At 73.2% G+C, this 17,908-nt stretch carries 15 protein-coding genes and 1 other RNA gene; 13 read left to right on the top strand and 3 right to left on the bottom strand.

All coding sequences use genetic code 11. The features are described from left to right. On the bottom strand, positions 1-1,960 hold a 1,960-nt coding region (locus tag ABZ318_RS33825), incomplete at its 3' end, for an FHA domain-containing protein (protein WP_356906263.1). A gap of 508 nt (positions 1,961-2,468) precedes the next feature. Here ABZ318_RS33825 and ABZ318_RS33820 point away from each other — a divergent pair. From ABZ318_RS33820 to ABZ318_RS33800, 5 genes are all read left to right on the top strand, one after another. Continuing rightward, on the top strand, positions 2,469-4,181 hold the full coding sequence (locus ABZ318_RS33820) for a serine/threonine-protein kinase (RefSeq protein ID WP_356906262.1): 1,713 nt from the start codon (positions 2,469-2,471) through the stop codon (positions 4,179-4,181). Positions 4,182-4,288: 107 nt separating this feature from the next. Next, the gene (locus tag ABZ318_RS33815; protein ID WP_356906261.1) at positions 4,289-5,527 is read left to right on the top strand and encodes a protein kinase; all 1,239 of its coding nucleotides are present in this window, start codon (positions 4,289-4,291) and stop codon (positions 5,525-5,527) included. Positions 5,528-5,563: 36 nt separating this feature from the next. Continuing rightward, positions 5,564-6,667 (top strand): peptide chain release factor 2, encoded by a 1,104-nt coding sequence (gene prfB / locus ABZ318_RS33810; RefSeq protein WP_356906260.1) that lies wholly within the window; start codon positions 5,564-5,566, stop codon positions 6,665-6,667. Between the two features lie 627 nt (positions 6,668-7,294). Next, on the top strand, positions 7,295-7,744 hold the full coding sequence (locus ABZ318_RS33805) for a hypothetical protein (protein WP_356906259.1): 450 nt from the start codon (positions 7,295-7,297) through the stop codon (positions 7,742-7,744). Next, on the top strand, positions 7,741-8,067 hold the full coding sequence (locus tag ABZ318_RS33800; RefSeq protein WP_356906258.1) for an LPXTG cell wall anchor domain-containing protein: 327 nt from the start codon (positions 7,741-7,743) through the stop codon (positions 8,065-8,067). The genes ABZ318_RS33805 and ABZ318_RS33800 overlap by 4 nt, the downstream gene beginning before the upstream one ends. 81 nt (positions 8,068-8,148) lie before the next feature. Here ABZ318_RS33800 and ABZ318_RS33795 read toward each other — a convergent pair whose 3' ends face one another. Then, on the bottom strand, positions 8,149-8,331 hold the full coding sequence (locus tag ABZ318_RS33795; protein ID WP_030692057.1) for a hypothetical protein: 183 nt from the start codon (positions 8,329-8,331) through the stop codon (positions 8,149-8,151). Between the two features lie 235 nt (positions 8,332-8,566). Between ABZ318_RS33795 and ftsE the strand changes: the two genes are divergently transcribed. The 5 genes from ftsE (at position 8,567) to ssrA (ending at position 12,502) form a co-directional block, all read left to right on the top strand. Further along, positions 8,567-9,256: a cell division ATP-binding protein FtsE gene (gene ftsE, locus ABZ318_RS33790; RefSeq protein ID WP_030692056.1), complete on the top strand. Its 690-nt coding sequence runs from the start codon at positions 8,567-8,569 to the stop codon at positions 9,254-9,256. 21 nt (positions 9,257-9,277) lie between these two features. Beyond that, complete coding sequence (gene ftsX / locus ABZ318_RS33785; RefSeq protein WP_356906257.1) at positions 9,278-10,195, top strand: permease-like cell division protein FtsX; 918 nt, start codon at positions 9,278-9,280, stop codon at positions 10,193-10,195. Positions 10,196-10,273: 78 nt separating this feature from the next. Then, the gene (locus tag ABZ318_RS33780) at positions 10,274-11,461 is read left to right on the top strand and encodes a S41 family peptidase (RefSeq protein ID WP_356906256.1); all 1,188 of its coding nucleotides are present in this window, start codon (positions 10,274-10,276) and stop codon (positions 11,459-11,461) included. Positions 11,462-11,479: 18 nt separating this feature from the next. Then, complete coding sequence (smpB, locus tag ABZ318_RS33775; protein ID WP_356906255.1) at positions 11,480-12,019, top strand: SsrA-binding protein SmpB; 540 nt, start codon at positions 11,480-11,482, stop codon at positions 12,017-12,019. Between the two features lie 89 nt (positions 12,020-12,108). Further along, positions 12,109-12,502: a transfer-messenger RNA gene (gene ssrA / locus ABZ318_RS33770) on the top strand. A 50-nt stretch (positions 12,503-12,552) separates the two neighbouring features. Here the strand turns inward: ssrA and ABZ318_RS33765 are convergent. Continuing rightward, a complete protein-coding gene (locus ABZ318_RS33765; RefSeq protein WP_356906254.1) occupies positions 12,553-13,815 on the bottom strand; it encodes an MFS transporter in 1,263 nt (420 codons plus the stop codon). Between the two features lie 68 nt (positions 13,816-13,883). Here ABZ318_RS33765 and ABZ318_RS33760 point away from each other — a divergent pair, with 68 nt between their 5' ends. The 3 genes from ABZ318_RS33760 to ABZ318_RS33750 all read left to right on the top strand — a co-directional run bounded on the left by ABZ318_RS33760 (position 13,884) and on the right by ABZ318_RS33750 (position 17,571). Beyond that, on the top strand, positions 13,884-14,897 hold the full coding sequence (locus tag ABZ318_RS33760; protein WP_356906253.1) for a LysR family transcriptional regulator: 1,014 nt from the start codon (positions 13,884-13,886) through the stop codon (positions 14,895-14,897). A gap of 97 nt (positions 14,898-14,994) precedes the next feature. Beyond that, the gene (locus ABZ318_RS33755; protein ID WP_356906252.1) at positions 14,995-16,350 is read left to right on the top strand and encodes a nitrate/nitrite transporter; all 1,356 of its coding nucleotides are present in this window, start codon (positions 14,995-14,997) and stop codon (positions 16,348-16,350) included. A gap of 84 nt (positions 16,351-16,434) precedes the next feature. Further along, positions 16,435-17,571, top strand: a complete 1,137-nt coding sequence (locus ABZ318_RS33750) for a uroporphyrinogen-III synthase (RefSeq protein WP_356906251.1) — start codon at positions 16,435-16,437, stop codon at positions 17,569-17,571. Positions 17,572-17,908 lie beyond the last annotated feature (337 nt).

The following is a 17,908-nucleotide window of genomic DNA, read 5'->3' as shown; positions in this document are numbered from 1 at the left end:
CGGCCCGGGCGCCCGGCGCCGCGGCCGTCTCGGGACGCAGCGGGGCGAGGGCCCGGCCGAACCGCTCGGCCCAGGCGACGGAGACCGCGTCGACGACGCCGACGGTGCCGTGGCCCGCGAGCCGCCCGCCGGAGGTTCGGAGCAGCCGCAGGGCCGTCGCCACGTCACCGCTCAGGAGCGTCGCGGCCCCGCACTCGCGGAAGGCGAGGGACGCGGCGCACGCGGCCTCGTACGTGGCGGCCACGGGCGAGTCGGGGGTGGCGGAAGGCGCCTCGGCGAGGCACAGGAGGTGGATGCCGGCCGCGGCGCCCGCGCCCGCGAGGCGCGCGACCGTCTCGCGGAGGGCCGCCGATCCGGGGTCGCCGTCGACGACGACGACCGTCGTCGGTCCGTCGTGGCGGGCGGCGGCCTCGGCGACGGACGCGCGGTCGGCGCTGGGCCAGCCGGGGCCGAGCGGGCCGTCGTCGAGCCGCCGGGTCAGCTCGGCCGTACGCGCGTGGGCCTGGTCGCGGTCGTACGCCAGGAGCAGCCGGCAGTCCTGGCCGTGGGCCGGCCGGACGTGGGGGAGCCAGCCGAGCCAGCCCCAGGCGCGGCGCCGCTCCTCCAGGGAGCGGTTCCGGTCGGCGCTGATGAGGACGATCTCCAGGTCGGAGGGGGAGTGCAGGGCGGCGAGCTGGGCCACGACCGAGCGCGCGAGCCCGGTGAGCCGGTCGCCGGGGCCGGCCAGGCCGAGGGACCCGGCCTCGCGCAGTCCGACGGTGACCGGCACGCCGGAGAGCTCGGCGCGGTCGGTGGTGCCGAGCCGGACCACCAGGGACTCGGGGTGGCCCGGGGCCCGCTCCCAGAGCCGGGGGCCCGGGCCGAGGGCGGTGAGCAGGACGGTGGCCGGGTCGGGCCAGGTGTCGGCGCGCGGTACGGGGCCGGGGGCGCCGTCCCGGACGCCGGGGCCGGGCCGGGTGCCCGCGTGCGTGTCCGGGGAGTCGTGGAGGCCGGCGGGGGCCGGGAGCTCCTCGCGGCCGCCCGCGAGACGCCGGGCCCACGCGCCGAGCCCGCGCCTGCCGCCGCGCGTGGGCGCGGGCGCCGCCGCGGGCGCGTCTCGCCGGTCCCGGGTGCGGTCGGTCGGCCGGGTCCTGCCGTGCGGCTCGCCGTCGTCGTGGCCGGAGCGGTCGTCGTGCGGGTCCCCCGCGTGCGCGTGGTCCCCGTCGTAGACCTCGCCGTAGGCGATGCCGCGCGCTCCGCCGTGGGTGGTGTCGTCGCCCGGTCCCACCTGCCCGGTGCGGTCCGGCAGGGGCGTCCCGGCCGCGACGCGCAGGTGGCCCTCGCCGTCCGGGGCGGTCGCCACCGCGTCCGTGCCGCCGAGGGAGCCCGGGGAGCCCGCGGGGCCCGTCAGCCGGAGGGCGGACTCGCCGAGGCGCAGCAGCGCGCCCGGGCGGAGCGGCACCGGGCGGTCGCCGACGGGCACGCCGTCGAGCGTCGTGCCGTTCGTCGAGCCGCGGTCGGAGACCGTGACCCGGCCGTCCTCGCCGACGGTCACCGTGCAGTGGGCGCGGGAGACGTCGGGGTCGTCGAGGGGCACGTCGGCGTCGACGGAACGGCCGATTCTGATCGCTCCGCCGTGCAGCAGGTGCACTCCGCCCGCGTCCGGGCCGGCCACCACGTGCAGCCGGGCGAAGGCCGTCTCGTCGACCCGGTCGTCAGGGCCGGGGACCTGGAGGGAGAGGACCGCGCCGTCGACCAGCGGGGGCTCGCCGAGGACGCAGCGCCGCCCGTCGAGCCGCTCCGCGCCCGCGTAGAGCACGGTCGTGCCCGAGGCGGAGGTGTCGGGGCCGGTGACGGCGGCGGCGAGGTTCGAGGCCACGGCGGCGAGAGCCGTCCCGGCGGGGGCCGTGACGAGCACGTCGCAGGCGCGCCCGGCGCCGTGGCCGGCGTACGGCGCGAGGACGGTCAGCCGGATCTGCATCGCCGTCAGCGGTCCCTTCTGCGCGAGCCGGCTCGGCAGGGGGGAACCGCCCTGTGTCTCCCCCCACCCGGCACGGACGCGTCGCCCGGTACAGGTCGGCACGGCGCGGGGGCTCCCGACCCCGTCGACGCGACGTGCTGGAGGCATCCTCGCACCTGCCACCGACAACACGCCCGCGGGTCGGTCGCAAATGATCTTGAATGTTCGGCAGTGGGCGAGAAATAGCCTGGTTGGGCATGCCTTCGGACCATGCCTGGCAACCGTCACCCGCCGTGGAGCGTCTTCTTCCGGACAAGTTCCGTTCGCTCCGACCACCCGGCGAGACCCGGAGACGGCAGCGGAACCGGCCTGTGGACGACCGGCCTGCGACCCGTTCGGCGGCACTAAAGTGGGTCGGACACCCGGACGGGTCACAACAGAGGACAGGACCCGGGGCAACAGAGGACAGGGATCCCGGGGGACACCCCGGGGACCACCCCAGGACCACGATCAGCAGGGAGCGCGTGACGTGCGGCCTATCGGCAGCAAGTACCTGCTCGAGGAGCCGCTCGGCCGCGGCGCCACGGGCACCGTCTGGCGAGCCCGCCAGCGGGAGACGGCGGGCGCCGAGGCGGCCGTGCCCGGCCAGCCCGGCGAGACCGTCGCGATCAAGGTCCTCAAGGAGGAGCTGGCCAACGACGCGGACATCGTGATGCGCTTCCTGCGCGAGCGGTCCGTGCTGCTCCGGCTGACCCATCCGAACATCGTGCGCACCCGCGACCTGGTCGTCGAGGGCGATGTCCTCGCCCTCGTCATGGACCTCGTCGAGGGCCCCGACCTGCACCGGTACATCAGGGAGAGCGGCCCGCTCACCCCGGTCGCGGCCGCCCTCCTCACCGCCCAGATCGCCGACGCGCTCGCCGCCAGCCACGCCGACGGCGTCGTCCACCGCGACCTCAAGCCGGCCAACGTCCTGCTCGCCGAGCAGGGCGGCGAGATGCACCCGATGCTGACCGACTTCGGCATCGCGCGCCTCGCGGACTCCCCGGGCCTGACCCGCACCCACGAGTTCGTCGGCACCCCCGCGTACGTGGCGCCCGAGTCCGCCGAGGGCCGCCCGCAGACCTCCGCCGTCGACATCTACGGCGCCGGCATCCTCCTCTACGAGCTGGTCACCGGCCGGCCCCCGTTCGCGGGCGGCACCGCCCTGGAGGTCCTCCACCGCCACCTCAGCGAGGAGCCGCGCCGCCCCTCGACCGTGCCCGGACCCCTGTGGACGGTCATAGAGCGCTGCCTCAGCAAGAACCCGGACCAGCGGCCGAGCGCCGTGAACCTCGCCCGGGGCCTGCGCGCCGTCGCCGCGGGCATCGGCGTGCACGCCACGCCCGCCCAGATCGAGGCGGCGGAGGGCGTGGGCGCGCTCCTCGCCCCGGACCCGGCGCCCGCGCCGGTCCCCGGCACCCCGGAGACGCAGACCCCGGGCGCCGCCGACCCGACGCAGGTGCTGCCCACCGGCGCCGCCGGGGCCGGGACGCCCCAGTACGATCCCGCCGGCGCGACCAGCGTCATGCCGACCAGCGGCCCGGCGGGCGCCGCCGACCCGACGGCCGTCATGCCCCCCGTACCGCAGAACCCTCCCGCGGAGGATCCGCACCCCTGGCAGAGCCAGCTGCGGCAGGTCCGCGACCGCAACGAGCAGACGCAGGTGCAGTACCTCGACCCGAGCGAGGACCCCCTGCGCCGCCGCCCGCAGCGCCGGCCGCAGCCGCCGCGGGACGCCCGCCCCGGCGCGTACGGGCAGCAGCCGCCCCAGCCGTACCAGCAGCAACAGCGCCCGGCCCCGCAGCGCCCCGCGCCCCAGCCGTACCAGCAGCAGCCGCAGCAGTACGCGCCCCCGCCGCCCCCGCAGCAGCAGTACGCCCCGCCCCAGCAGCAGTACGCGCCGCCGCAGCCGCCGCCCCAGGCCCCCGCGCCCCGCGAGCCGCGCCCGCCGCGCCAGCGCAGCGCGAACCCGGTGCGGATCCCCGGTCTCGGCTGCCTCAAGGGCTGCCTGATCATGATCGTCCTGTTCGTGGTCGCCGGCTGGCTCGTCTGGGAGCTCACCCCGCTCCAGGACTGGGTCGCCCAGGGCAAGGGCTACTGGGAGGCCATCGGCGACGGCATCTCGACCGTGACCGACTGGATCTCCTCGATCGGCGACGCCACCGGTTCCGGGGGTGCTACCGGCGGTACGGGGCAGTAACACTGCCGATTTGTCGACTTCCGAGGGGTGATTTCCCCTCGGAAGTCGAGACCGGCGGCCGTGGACGCGTAGCTTTGTCGAGAACCGCAGCCGCTGAGGGAGCAGTCTTGGCACGGAACATCGGCAGCCGCTACACCGCCCACCAGATCCTCGGGCGGGGCAGCGCCGGAACGGTGTGGCTCGGCGAGGGACCCGAAGGGCCCGTCGCCGTCAAACTGCTGCGCGAGGACCTGGCCTCCGACCAGGAACTCGTCAGCCGCTTCGTCCAGGAGCGGACCGCACTGCTCGGCCTCGACCACCCCCGGGTCGTCAAGGTCCGCGACCTCGTCGTCGACGGCAACGACCTCGCCCTCGTCATGGACCTCGTCCGCGGCACCGACCTGCGCACCCGGCTCGACCGGGAGCGGCGGCTCGCCCCCGAGGCCGCCGTCGCGATCGTCGCCGACGTCGCCGAGGCCCTCGCCGCCGCGCACGCCGCCGGCGTCGTCCACCGGGACGTCAAGCCGGAGAACATCCTGCTCGACATGGAGGGCCCGCTCGGCCCCGGCGGCGCCCACCCCGCCCTCCTCACCGACTTCGGCGTCGCCAAGCTGATCGACACCCCCGGCCGCACCAAGGCCACCCGGATCATCGGCACACCCGACTACCTCGCCCCCGAGATCGTCGAAGGCCTCCCGCCGCGCGCCGCCGTCGACATCTACGCCCTCGCGACCGTCCTGTACGAGCTGCTGGCCGGCTTCACCCCGTTCGGCGGTGGCCACCCCGGCGCGGTCCTGCGCCGCCACGTCACCGAGACCGTCGTCCCGCTGCCCGGCATTCCCGAGGAGCTGTGGCAGACGATCGTCCAGTGCCTCGCCAAGGCCCCCGCCTCCCGGCTGCGCGCCTCCGAGCTCGCCGCCCGCCTCGGGGACGTCCTGCCGCTGCTCAAGGGCATCCCGCCGCTGGACGTCGACGAGCCGGGCGCGGAACCGGCCCCGGAGCCGTACGAGGAGGACGCGTACGCCACCGCCACGGGCACGGGCGAGCCGGGCCCCCGCCGCGCCGCCGTCCCGCTCGTCCCCGGCGCCTCCGCCGACTCCAACCGCGACACCCACACCTCCATGCGGGTCCCGGCCCCCGACGAGCTCTCCGGCGGCCCCCTCGGCACCGCCCGCGCCCCGCGCCCCTCCGGCGCCCGCCGCCCCGGCTCGGCCCGCCACAAGGCGGGCGCGGTCCGCAAGAGAAGGATCACCCTCACCGTCGCGGCGCTCGTGGTCGCGGGCGCGCTCGGCGCCGGCGGCTACCTGGCGGCCTCCGGTGACGGGGAGGCACCGCCGCAGGACTCCAAGCAGTCCTCCCAGCCGTAGGTTCGGCTCCCGGCCCGGAGCCGTTACGCTGGACGCGTGGCAGTCGTCGATGTATCCGAAGAGCTGAAGTCCCTCTCCTCGACCATGGGGTCGATCGAGGCCGTCCTGGACCTCGAGAAGCTGAGGGCAGACATCGCCGTGCTCGAAGAGCAGGCCGCGGCCCCGTCCCTGTGGGACGACCCGGAGGCGGCGCAGAAGATCACGAGCAAGCTTTCGCACCTCCAGGCCGAGGTCCGCAAGGCCGAGACCCTGCGCGGCCGGATCGACGACCTCGCGGTGCTCTTCGAGCTCGCCGAGGAGATGGACGACCCGGACACCCTCGCCGAGGCCGAGGCGGAGCTGGGCTCCGTCCGCAAGGCCCTCGACGAGATGGAGGTCCGCACCCTCCTCTCCGGCGAGTACGACGAGCGCGAGGCCCTGGTCAACATCCGGGCCGAGGCCGGCGGCGTCGACGCCTCCGACTTCGCCGAGCGGCTCCAGCGCATGTACCTGCGCTGGGCGGAGCGCCACGGCTACCCGACGGAGATCTACGAGACCTCGTACGCGGAAGAGGCGGGCATCAAGTCCACCACCTTCGTGGTCAAGGCCCCGTACGCCTACGGCACGCTCTCCGTCGAGCAGGGCACCCACCGGCTCGTCCGCATCTCGCCCTTCGACAACCAGGGCCGCCGTCAGACCTCCTTCGCCGGCGTCGAGATCCTCCCCGTCGTCGAGTCCTCCGACCACGTCGAGATCGACGAGTCGGAGCTGCGCGTCGACGTGTACCGCGCCTCGGGCCCCGGCGGCCAGGGCGTCAACACGACCGACTCGGCCGTGCGCATCACGCACCTCCCGACCGGCATCGTCGTCTCCTGCCAGAACGAGCGCTCCCAGATCCAGAACAAGGCGAGCGCCATGAACGTCCTCCAGGCCAAGCTCCTGGAGCGTCAGCGCCAGGAGGAGCGCGCCAAGATGGACGCCCTCAAGGACAGCGGCAGCTCCTGGGGCAACCAGATGCGTTCGTACGTGCTCCACCCGTACCAGATGGTCAAGGACCTCCGTACGGAGTTCGAGGTCGGCAACCCGCAGTCCGTCCTGGACGGCGAGATCGACGGCTTCCTGGAGGCGGGCATCCGCTGGCGCAAGCAGCAGGACAAGTAACCCCTCCGTGGTTCCGGCCGGGCCCCGCACCTTTCGGTGCGGGGCCCGGTGTCGTTCCGCCGCCCCCTGCGGATTCGCTGACGCAAGCGGCAGCGAGACCGTCGGGACGCTTTGTCGACAAGGGAACTGACGTTGCCGGGCCCGGAGTTCAGGGTTTACGTCACAGTTGCATCGTCGCATGTCGGTCACCTGGTGATCTTTCGGGCATCGCACGCGCAACGACCTTGACGCTTCATCGGAAACTCGGAAGGGTGGCGTACTGGCATGCGCTTTTCTGGGACGCGTGTGAACGGGGGCCGGTCCAGTCGTGACACCGCCCCTGCCGCGCGAGGCCCGAGCGCTGCCCCATGACGAGATGAGCTACTGGGGGTAGCAGCCAGATGACCAACAAGACGCGAGTCCGCCTGGTGCGGGTCGCGGCCAGTGCCGTGATCGTCGCCGGTGCGTCCCTGACGGCGGCTGGTGCCGCGCAGGCCGTCGGCGGGTTCGGAACCGACTCCGGCCAGACCCTGGACGTGAGTATCGGTATCCAGGAAGGCGAGGAGGAGACCGGCGGCGGGCTCGGCGGCGGGACCGTCAGCGGCGGCGCGGCCGCCGCGGCCGCCGCGGGTGGTGCGGCCGCTGACGGTGGCGCTGCTGCCGATGGTGGCGCTGCCGCTGACGGTGGCGCGGCTGCCGATGGTGGTGCGGCCGCTGACGGTGGCGCTGCCGCTGATGGTGGTGCGGCTGCCGATGGTGGCGCTGCCGCTGATGGTGGTGCGGCTGCCGATGGTGGCGCTGCCGCCGACGGTGGTGCGGCTGCCGACGGTGGCGCTGCCGCTGATGGCGGTGCTGCCGCTGACGGTGGTGCTGCTGCCGATGGCGGTGCTGCTGCCGACGGTGGTGCTGCTGCTGATGGTGGTGCGGCTGCCGATGGCGGTGCGGCCGCTGACGGTGGCGCTGCCGCTGATGGCGGTGCTGCTGCCGACGGTGGCGCTGCTGCCGACGGTGGTGCGGCCTCCAACGGCGGCGCGGCCTCCAACGGTGGTGCGGCCTCCAACGGTGGTGCGGCCTCCAACGGCGGTTCCTCCACCGTGACCGGCGGCTCGTCCGCCGACGGCGGTTCGTCCTCCACCAACGGCGGCTCCACCTCCACCGGTGGCGGTTCGTCCACCGGCGGTGACGCCGGCACCTGCACCGTCGACCTCGACGGCGCCGAGTGCGTGGACACCCCGAACAACACCGACCCCAACCAGGGCGGCTCGCAGCCGGTCCAGCAGGGTGAGGCGAAGGAGGAGCTCGCCGAGACCGGTGCGGCCGAGACCTCGTTCCTGGTCATCGGTGCCGCGACCATGATCGCCGGTGGCATCGGCTTCCGCATGCTGCCGCGTCTCGTCGGCGGCGGCCGCGCCGCCGTCTGAGGCATTCGCCCGGACGCGTGACGCACGACGAAGGGCCGGGGAGCGAGCGCTCCCCGGCCCTTCTCACGCATCCGGCTCGGGCTACACCGTCTGGACGGCCGCGAGCAACGCGATCGCCGCGAGCAGGGCGATCGCCAACGTCAGCAGCATCGCGGGGGACAGCCCCTGAGGGGTCAGACGCTCCCGGTTCGCGCGGCAGACAGGGCAGCGGCCCTCGGCGACCGGGGCCGCGCAGTTGGCGCACACCAGTCGGTCGTAGGTCATGCGCTCTCCTCCTCCCGCACTGGGGTACACACCAGGACAACGTCCGGGGGGATCGGGACGTTCCCCTACCACTGTGCCAGCTCCGCGGCGTTTCGGCGCGCCCCGCCGGATTGCCCGGCTTCGGTCCGGAGGGACTAAAAAGGATAAACGGCGCAAGCCAGGACCGCGACTGCGCGGGCCATCCCCGGTCGCGTAAGGTCACGCACACCTACTCCCGGCCGACCGTGGTGCATCCGTGATCCGATTCGACAACGTCTCCAAGTCCTATCCGAAGCAGAGCCGCCCCGCGCTCCGGGACGTCTCCCTGGAGATCGAGAAGGGCGAGTTCGTCTTCCTCGTCGGTTCCTCCGGCTCCGGAAAGTCGACTTTCCTGCGACTGCTCCTGCGCGAGGAGCGTGCCAGCCAGGGCCAGGTGCACGTCCTCGGCAAGGACCTGGCCCGGCTCTCCAACTGGAAGGTGCCGCAGATGCGGCGTCAGCTCGGCACCGTCTTCCAGGACTTCCGCCTGCTGCCCAACAAGACCGTCGCCGAGAACGTGGCCTTCGCCCAGGAGGTCATCGGCAAGCCGCGCGGTGAGATCCGCAAGGCCGTGCCGCAGGTGCTCGACCTGGTCGGACTCGGCGGCAAGGAGGACCGGATGCCGGGCGAGCTCTCCGGCGGTGAGCAGCAGCGCGTCGCCATCGCCCGGGCCTTCGTCAACCGGCCGATGCTGCTGATCGCCGACGAGCCCACCGGCAACCTCGACCCGCAGACCTCCGTCGGCATCATGAAGCTGCTCGACCGGATCAACAGGACAGGGACCACCGTCGTCATGGCGACCCACGACCAGAACATCGTCGACCAGATGCGCAAGCGCGTCATCGAGCTCGAAAAGGGCCGCCTCGTCCGCGACCAGGCGCGCGGCGTCTACGGATACCAGCACTGACGGCGGGGGAAACAGAACACCATGCGCGCTCAGTTCGTGCTCTCCGAGATCGGTGTCGGTCTCCGGCGCAATCTCACGATGACCTTCGCCGTCATCGTCTCCGTGGCCCTCTCGCTCGCCCTCTTCGGCGGCGCGCTGCTCATGCGCGAGCAGGTCAGCACGATGAAGGACTACTGGTACGACAAGGTCAACGTCTCCATCTTCCTCTGCAACAAGGCGGACGCGGCCACGGCGGCCAAGTGCGCCAAGGGCGCGGTCACCGGCCAGCAGAAGGAGCAGATCGAGGCCGACCTGAAGAAGATGGACATCGTCGAGTCCGTCATGCACGAGTCGGCCGACCAGGCGTTCAAGCACTACAAGGAGCAGTACGGCGACACCGCCATCGCCTCCGTGGTGACGCCGGACCAGATGCAGGAGTCGTTCCGGGTCAAGCTCAAGGACCCGGAGAAGTACAAGGTCGTCGCCACGGCCTTCGCCGGCCGGGACGGTGTCGAGTCGGTCCAGGACCAGCGGAACATCCTGCAGAACCTCTTCGACCTGATGAACGGCATGAACATCGCCGCCCTCGGCGTCATGGGCCTGATGCTGATCATCGCGCTGATGCTGATCGTCAACACCGTGCGCGTCTCGGCCTTCAGCCGCCGCCGTGAGACCGGCATCATGCGGCTCGTCGGCGCGTCCAGCTTCTACATCCAGATGCCGTTCATCATGGAGGCCGCCTTCGCCGGACTCCTCGGCGGCGCCGTCGCCTGTGTGCTGCTGCTCGTCGGCCGGTACTTCCTGATCGACCACGGCATCGCGCTCGCCGAGAAGATGCAGCTGGTCAACTTCATCGGCTGGGACGCCGTCCTCGCCAAGCTGCCGCTGGTGATCGCCATCGGGCTCCTCATGCCCGCCGTGGCCGCCTTCATCGCGCTGCGCAAGTACCTGAAGGTGTGAGAAGACACTTCTGACGGTGAATGGCGTCGTACGGCCAAAACCCGTGCGGCGCCATCGCCTTGTCCTAGAGTGGGCGGCATGTCGACCGGCACCGACGATCTCTGTATCCGGCCCCGCGGAGTGCTCCGTGGGGCCGTTCTGACGTTGGTCTTCACCGGCGTCCTCGCCACCGCCGCCGCCACGGGTTCGCTGCCCCGGCAGGAACAGGCGGTGAAGGCGGCGGGCACGTCCGGTGGCGACGAGGGGCCCGCCGCGGGCGGTGCGACCGTCGACAGGGCCGCTCTCGCGCGGGCCGCCGCCGCGGCCATGGCCGACGGGAAGTCGGGGAAGAAGGCCGCCGAGGAGTTCGTCAGCCGCAGCGGGGACCGCTGGGGCGCGGTGTACGACAAGAGGGAGTACGCCGAGTTCGAGCAGGCCCTCGACGGCGCCTACACCGGGGTCGGCCTCTCCGCGGGCCGCGCCGGCGAGGACGGGATCAGGGTGACGCGGGTGCAGCCCGGGGGGCCCGCCGAGCGGGCCGGGCTGCGGGCCGGTGACCGGCTCGTCTCCGTCGACGGGCGCCCGGTCGACGGGCTCTCCGTCTCCGAGGCCGTCTCCCTGCTGCGCGGCGACGGCGTTCCCGGCTCGGCCGTCGTCCTGCGCGTCGAGCGAGGCCGCGCGGCCTGGACGCAGACCCTGCGCCGGGCCCGGCTCGCGACGGACCCGGTCACCGTCCGCCGCCTCGACGACGGGGCCGTACTGATCCGGGTCGCCGCCTTCACCAAGGGCGTGGGCACGCGCGTGCGTGACGCGGTACGGGCCGCCCCGGCCGGCGCCGGGGTCCTCCTGGACCTGCGGGGGAACTCGGGGGGCCTGGTCACGGAGGCCGCCGCCGCCGCCTCCGCCTTCCTCGACGGCGGGCTCGTCGCCACGTACGACGTGGAGGGCGAGCAGCGGGCCGTGTACGCGGAGGGCGGCGGCGACACCGGCAGGCCCCTGGTGGCGCTGATCGACGGGGGCACGATGAGCGCGGCCGAGCTGCTCACCGGGGCCCTGCAGGACCGGGGCCGGGCGGTGACCGTCGGTTCGCGGACCTTCGGCAAGGGGTCCGTCCAGATGCCGAGCGCGCTGCCCGACGGCTCCGTCGCCGAGCTGACCGTCGGCCACTACCGCACCCCCGCCGGGCACGCCGTCGACGGCCGGGGCATCACTCCGGACCTGGCGGCGGGGGAGGGGGCCGAGGCGCGGGCGAGAACGGTATTGAGTGGCCTCGGAGGGGGCTCGTAGTGCGAAAATGGCCGCACTATGGCTAAGGGACTCGTGAACGTGCAGGGCAAGCCTGCGAAGAAGGCATCGGACAAGGCGCCGGAGCGCAAGCTCATCGCGCAGAACAAGAAGGCGCGGCACGACTACCTCATCATCGACACCTACGAGTGCGGTGTGGTGCTCATGGGCACCGAGGTGAAGTCGCTGCGCATGGGGCGGGCCTCGCTGGTCGACGGCTTCGTCCAGATCGACGGCCACGAGGCGTGGCTGCACAACATCCACGTGCCCGAGTACATGCAGGGCAGCTGGACCAACCACCACGCGAAGCGGAAGCGGAAGCTGCTGCTGCACCGGGCCGAGATCGACAAGCTGGAGTCGAAGTCGCAGGAGACGGGTCACACGATCGTGCCCCTCTCGCTGTACTTCCTGAACGGCCGGGTGAAGTGCGAGATCGCGCTGGCCAAGGGCAAGAAGGAGTACGACAAGCGCCAGACCCTGCGGGAGAAGCAGGACACGCGCGAGACGAACCGGGCGATCGCGGCGGCCCGGCGGAGGCAGCGGGCCGCGCAGAGCGCCTAGCGCCGGTAATAGGCTGGCAACCGCACCCGTCGGTCACGTACCATGGGTGCTGCACCCCACAGAGGGTGTGTCTTTTGAAAAAACAACATGGGGATGATCGGTTTCGACAGCGGATGTCGAAGCAGTGGGAAGCGTGTCGAGGAAGCGGCAATGATCTCGTAAACCATATGTCGCAACCAATAATCGCCAACACCAAGAGCGATAACTCCCGCTTCGCCCTCGCTGCCTAATTTTAGGTAACGAACAGAAGCCTCTGTGAGGAGCGTCAGCCCGGGGGTGGTCCCGACCCGGATCCTGGCGTCATTCAGGGATCTAAACCTCTAGCCCCGGTCACGGGGGTTGGAGGGAAATCAAACAGTGACTGAGCCCGTTCCGGACTTGTCTGGGTGATCCGGAGGGCTGAGAAACTCGTACCAGACTGCACACGGAGAAGCCCTGATTCCGCACCGTTGGACGCGGGTTCGATTCCCGCCATCTCCACTCATCCCATGTGGGCACGGGCCCGGTGGTCGTTCGCGACCACCGGGCCTTTGTCATGCGCGGACACGGGAGCCCCGGCCCGCCCCGGTCGCCGTGCACAGGGTCAGGGCCACCGCCGCCGCCGTCACCGGAAGCAGGAACCCGAAGGACGCGAAGGGCGCGTGGTCGGCGGCCCAGCCGCCGCCGGCCGAGCCCGCCGCGACGCCCGCCAGGAGGGCGGTCACGGCGAGGGCCATGCCCTCGTTGAGCTGCGCCGCCGGGGCGAGCCGCTGGATCAGGCCCATGCCCGTCACCATCGTCGGGGCCGTCGCCATGCCCGCCACGAGGAGGCCGCCGGCCAGGGCGAGCAGGGAGCCCGTCGAGGCGGCGAGCAGCGGCATCGCCATCAGGACGGTCATCGCGGCCAGGCAGGTGCGCAGGCGGGCGGTGCGTCGGGCCCGGCCGTAGAGGAGGCCCGCCGCGCAGGAGCCGGCCGCCTGGAGGGCGAGGACCGGTCCCGCGACGGGCCCGTCCACGTACGCCAGGGCGACCACCTCCATGGAGCCGAAGACGGCGCCCGTGGCGAGGAAGACCGCGAGCAGCGACGCCATGCCGGGGGCGCGCAGCGGGGAGCCCGCCGTCGTGCGCGGGGCGACCGGCGGCTCGGTGGAGCGCTGGGCGGCGAAGACCAGGACGCCGGAGAGGAAGAGGAGGCCCGCGGTGAGCGTGCCGGCCTCGGGGAAGAGCGCCGAGCACAGGACGGCGGCCAGTACCGGGCCGAGCATGAAGCAGAGCTCGTCGGCGGCCTGCTCGAAGGCGTTGGCGGTGTGCAGCGCGTCCGGGTCGTCCCGGAGGAGGTGCGCCCAGCGGGCCCGGGACATGCCGCCCGTGTTCGGGGTGGTGGCGGTGACGGCGGTCGTGAGGAAGAGCGCCCAGACGGGGGCCCGCTCGTGGACGCAGAGCAGCAGCACCAGATGGCCCAGGACCGCGTAGGCGGCGGCCGGGACCGCGATCCTGGCCTGGCCGTACCGGTCGACGAGCCGCGCGATCAGCGGGCCGGTGACGGAGCCGACGGCGAGGTTGGCGGCGGTGACCGCGCCGGCCAGGGCGTAGGAGCCGTACGCCGCGGCGATCATGATCACGGCGCTGACGCCGAACATGCCCATGGGCAGCCGGGCGATCAGGTTGCCGGCGGTGAAGGCGCGGGCGCCGGGGTGGGAGAAGAGACGGAGGTAGGGATTGGCGGGCCTCGCGGGCCTCGCGAGGGTGGCGGCGGGGCGGTAGCGGGGGGCGAGGGCCGGGCCCGCCGGGGTGAGGGTGAGGTCCGGTCGCGGCATGGATCAAGGGTCCGCGGGCAGGGCCCGGCCGGTCCAACACCTTCTCGGTGGCGATTGACGCACCTGTGATGTTAAATGCGGCGGTGGTGACCTCCTCGTACGACATCGACCCCCGCCTTCTGCGCGCCTTCACCGCCGTCGCCGAAGAGCTCCACTTCACCCGCGCCGCCGCCCGCCTCTACCTCGCCCAGCAGGCGCTCAGTCGCGACATCCGGCGCCTGGAGCGGGAGTTGGGCACCGAACTCTTCGTGCGGACCACCCGGCAGGTCGCCCTCACCGTCGACGGCGAGCGCCTCCTCCCGTACGCCCGCCGGGTGTTGGCCGCCCACGAGGAACTGAGCGACGCCTTCCGCGCCGCGCCCCGGCCGCTCCTCGTCGACCTCAACAGCCCCGGCCTCGCCCCCGAGGACGTCCTGCGCCGGGCCCGCGAACTCGCCCCCGAACAGGAGCTGATGGCCCGCTACGAGAGCGGACTCACCGGCGCCGCGCGGGAGATCCTCGCCGGCCGGATCGACGCCTCCTTCGGCCGCTACGGAGGACTCGACGCCCGGCTCCGGACGCGGCTCGACTCCCAGCTCGTCCGGTACGAGCCGATGGCCGTGGTCCTCCCCGAGGACCATCCGCTCGCCGGCCTGCCCGAGGTGCCGCTCGACCGGCTCGCCGGGGAGCGGATCTACGCCGGCGCCGGGAACGACCGCACGCCCGAGTGGACCGACCTCGCCGCCCGCCTCTTCGCCGGCCGGGGCATCGAGATCGCCCCGCCCGCTCCGCTCGCCGTCGGCAAGGAGGAGTTCCGGCGGCTCATGGCCAAGTACCGCGACCCGGTCCTCGCCGTCGTCGACTTCCCCTCCATGCCGGACTGCGTCATCCGGCCCCTCGTCGACCCCGTCCCCCTCTCGCCCGTGAGCCTGGTGTGGCGCAAGGGACTCCGCCATCCCGGCCTGGACGCCCTGCGCCGGGCGGCGGCGGAGCTGGGCGCCCGGGAGGGATGGCTCACCCGGCCGGCCGGCGCCTGGCTGCCGGAAGGGGAGCCGGGGCTGCCGGAGGAGGGGGCGCTCACAGGCCGCCCGTACGCCGGGTGAGAGCAAGGTTCCGCCACCGTCACCTCACGGCACCGGCCTGAAACGCGCCCTTCCTAGCGTCGGTCGCATCAGGGATCCGACTCCGTGGAGGTGCGAGATGGGTGGCCGCTGGATCGAACGCTGGGAACCGGAGGACGAGACCTTCTGGCGCGAGAAGGGAGAACGGATCGCCCGACGGAACCTGCTCTTCTCCGTCCTCTCCGAGCACATCGGCTTCTCGGTCTGGAGCCTCTGGTCGGTCATGGTCCTCTTCATGGGCCCCCAGTACGGGGTCGACCCGGCCGGCAAGTTCTTCCTCATCGGCACCGCCACCTTCGTCGGCGCGCTGATCCGCATCCCGTACACCTTCGTCGTCGCCCGCTTCGGCGGCCGCAACTGGACGATCTTCAGCGCCCTGCTGCTCCTGCTGCCCACCGGCCTCGCCTTCGCGGTGATGCACCCCGGCACCTCGTACACCACCTTCGTCCTCGTCGCCGCGCTCACCGGCGTCGGCGGCGGCAACTTCGCCTCCTCGATGACCAACATCAACGCCTTCTTCCCGCTGCGGAAGAAGGGCTGGGCCCTCGGCCTCAACGCGGGCGGCGGCAACATCGGCGTCCCCGTCGTCCAGCTCGTCGGCCTCCTCGTCATCGGCACCGCCGGAGCGATGCACCCGAGGATCGTGCTGGGCGTCTACCTGCCCCTGATCGTCGTCGCCGCCGTCTGCTCCGCGCTCTTCATGGACAACCTCGCCCCCGTGAAGAACGACACCGGAGCGTTCAAGGAAGCCGCCACGGCCCGCCACACCTGGATCATGGCCTTCCTCTACGTCGGCACCTTCGGCTCCTTCATCGGCTACAGCTTCGCCTTCGGCCTCGTCCTCCAGACCCAGTTCGGCCGCACCCCCCTCCAGGCCGCCTCCCTCACCTTCATCGGCCCGCTGCTCGGCTCCCTCATCCGGCCCGTCGGCGGCTCCCTCGCCGACCGGCACGGCGGCGCCCGCATCACCCTGGGCACCTTCGCCGCGATGGCCGTCGCCACCTCGGTGGTGATCTACGCCTCCGTCGTCGAGTCCCTCGCCGTCTTCCTCGTCGGCTTCATCGGCCTCTTCGTCCTCAGCGGCCTCGGCAACGGCTCCACGTTCAAGATGATCCCGGCGATCTTCCTCGCCCAGGGCCATTGCAAGGGCCTCACGGGCGAGGCCGCCGAGGCCTACGGACGACGGCTCTCCGGCGCCTCCATGGGCCTCATCGGCGCCGTCGGCGGGGTCGGCGGCCTCGGCATCAACCTCGCCTTCCGCCAGTCCTTCCAGACCGCCGGCACCGGCACCGCCGCCTTCGTCGCCTTCCTCGCCTTCTACGCGGCCTGCATGGTCGTCACCTGGGCGGTATACCTTCGGGCCCCCGGCGCCGTCCCCGACACCGCCGAGGCCGTCACGGAACCCGAGCCCCGGTCCGGCTACGCGCGGGTGTGATCCCCGATGCCCGGCGCGTACCGTAACGACCAGGAAATACGGGCGAACCCAGACCGACACGCATCCCCGTCAGGCTCAGGCCCCATGGACGAGCAAGAACACGGCCCCCTCGCCGGCTTCACGATCGGCGTCACCGCGGCACGACGCGCCGACGAGCTCATCGCGCTGCTGCGCCGGCGCGGCGCGGCCGTCGTCCACGGCCCCGCGCTGCGGATCGTGCCCCTCGCCGACGACACCGAACTCCTCGCCGCCACCAAGGAGCTCGTTGCCCACGCCCCGGACGTCGTCGTCGCCACCACGGCGATCGGCTTCCGGGGCTGGATCGAGGCCGCCGAGGGCTGGGGACACGGGGACGAGCTCCTCGCCGTCCTGCGGAACGTCGAACTCCTCGCCCGCGGACCCAAGGTCAAGGGAGCCGTACGGGCCGCCGGACTCACCGAGTCCTGGTCGCCCTCCTCCGAGTCCATGGCCGAGGTCCTCGACCGGCTCCTCGACGAAGGCGTGGCCGGGCGGCGGATCGCGCTCCAGCTCCACGGCGAGCCCCTGCCGGGCTTCGTCGAGGCGCTGACGGCCGGCGGGGCGGAAGTCGTCGGCGTCCCCGTCTACCGCTGGATGCCCCCCGAGGACCTCGGCCCGCTCGACCGGCTCCTCGACGCGACCCTCGCCCGCGGGCTCGACGCCGTGACCTTCACCAGCGCGCCGGCCGCCGCCTCCCTCTTCTCCCGGGCGGCGGAGCGGGGCGTACGGGACGAACTCGTCGCCGCGCTCCGGCACGACGTGCTCGCCGTGTGCGTGGGGCCCGTCACGGCGCTGCCGCTCCAGGCCGAGGGCATCGACACCCACCAGCCCGAGCGCTTCCGGCTCGGGCCGCTCGTCCAGCTCCTCTGCAGGGAGCTGCCCGCCCGCTCCCGGGTCCTGCCGGTCGCCGGGCACCGCGTCGAGGTCCGGGGGCACGCCGTCCTCGTCGACGGCGGCCTCCGCCCCGTCCCGCCCGCCGGAATGGCCCTCCTCGGGCTCCTCACCCGCCGCCCCGGCTGGGTCGTCTCCCGCGCCGACCTCCTCCGGGCGCTGCCGGGGGCGGGGCGCGACGAGCACGCCGTGGAGACGGCGATGGCGCGCCTCCGCTCCGCCCTCGGCACGCCGAAGCTGATCCAGACGGTGGTGAAGCGGGGGTACCGGCTGGCGCTGGACCCGTCGACGGAGGAGAAGTACGACGGCTAGCCGGGGGACTTGGCGGTCCGTCGGGACGGCCGCTTCCGCCGGGGCGGCGCCCACCGCCCACCCCGCTGTGAGCAGTCGCCCCGCCGGGCCGGTGCCCACCCCCCCCGTTGTGGGCAGTCGCTTCCGCCGGGGCGGTGCCCCCGCCCACCCCGTTGTGGGCAGTCGTTCCGCTGGGGCGGTGTCCCCGCCCACCCCGTTGTGGGCAACTGTTCCGCTGGGGCGGAACGGGTGGGCACAACGGAACGGCGCCCCTTGCCGGGCCTAGGCTCCTGCGCCCTGACCCGCACCGGGTTGTGCGCCGCCGCTGGGGTGCGGGTCAAGGCGCGGAAGGCGGAGC

The sequence above is a fragment of the Streptomyces sp. NPDC006197 genome (assembly GCF_040613865.1).
GTDB lineage: Bacteria > Actinomycetota > Actinomycetes > Streptomycetales > Streptomycetaceae > Streptomyces.
This window is presented reverse-complemented; position numbering and strand designations above follow the sequence as displayed.

Excerpts from the sequence above, each read along its gene's own strand:
- ABZ318_RS33765 (WP_356906254.1), bottom strand. The coding sequence starts at position 13,815 with ATGCCGCGACCGGACCTCACCCTCACCCCGGCGGGCCCGGCCCTCGCC.
- ABZ318_RS33755 (WP_356906252.1), top strand. The coding sequence starts at position 14,995 with ATGGGTGGCCGCTGGATCGAACGCTGGGAACCGGAGGACGAGACCTTC.
- ABZ318_RS33780 (WP_356906256.1), top strand. The coding sequence starts at position 10,274 with ATGTCGACCGGCACCGACGATCTCTGTATCCGGCCCCGCGGAGTGCTC.
- ABZ318_RS33760 (WP_356906253.1), top strand. The coding sequence starts at position 13,884 with ATGTTAAATGCGGCGGTGGTGACCTCCTCGTACGACATCGACCCCCGC.
- ABZ318_RS33750 (WP_356906251.1), top strand. The coding sequence starts at position 16,435 with ATGGACGAGCAAGAACACGGCCCCCTCGCCGGCTTCACGATCGGCGTC.
- ABZ318_RS33795 (WP_030692057.1), bottom strand. The coding sequence starts at position 8,331 with ATGACCTACGACCGACTGGTGTGCGCCAACTGCGCGGCCCCGGTCGCC.
- smpB (WP_356906255.1), top strand. The coding sequence starts at position 11,480 with ATGGCTAAGGGACTCGTGAACGTGCAGGGCAAGCCTGCGAAGAAGGCA.
- ftsX (WP_356906257.1), top strand. The coding sequence starts at position 9,278 with ATGCGCGCTCAGTTCGTGCTCTCCGAGATCGGTGTCGGTCTCCGGCGC.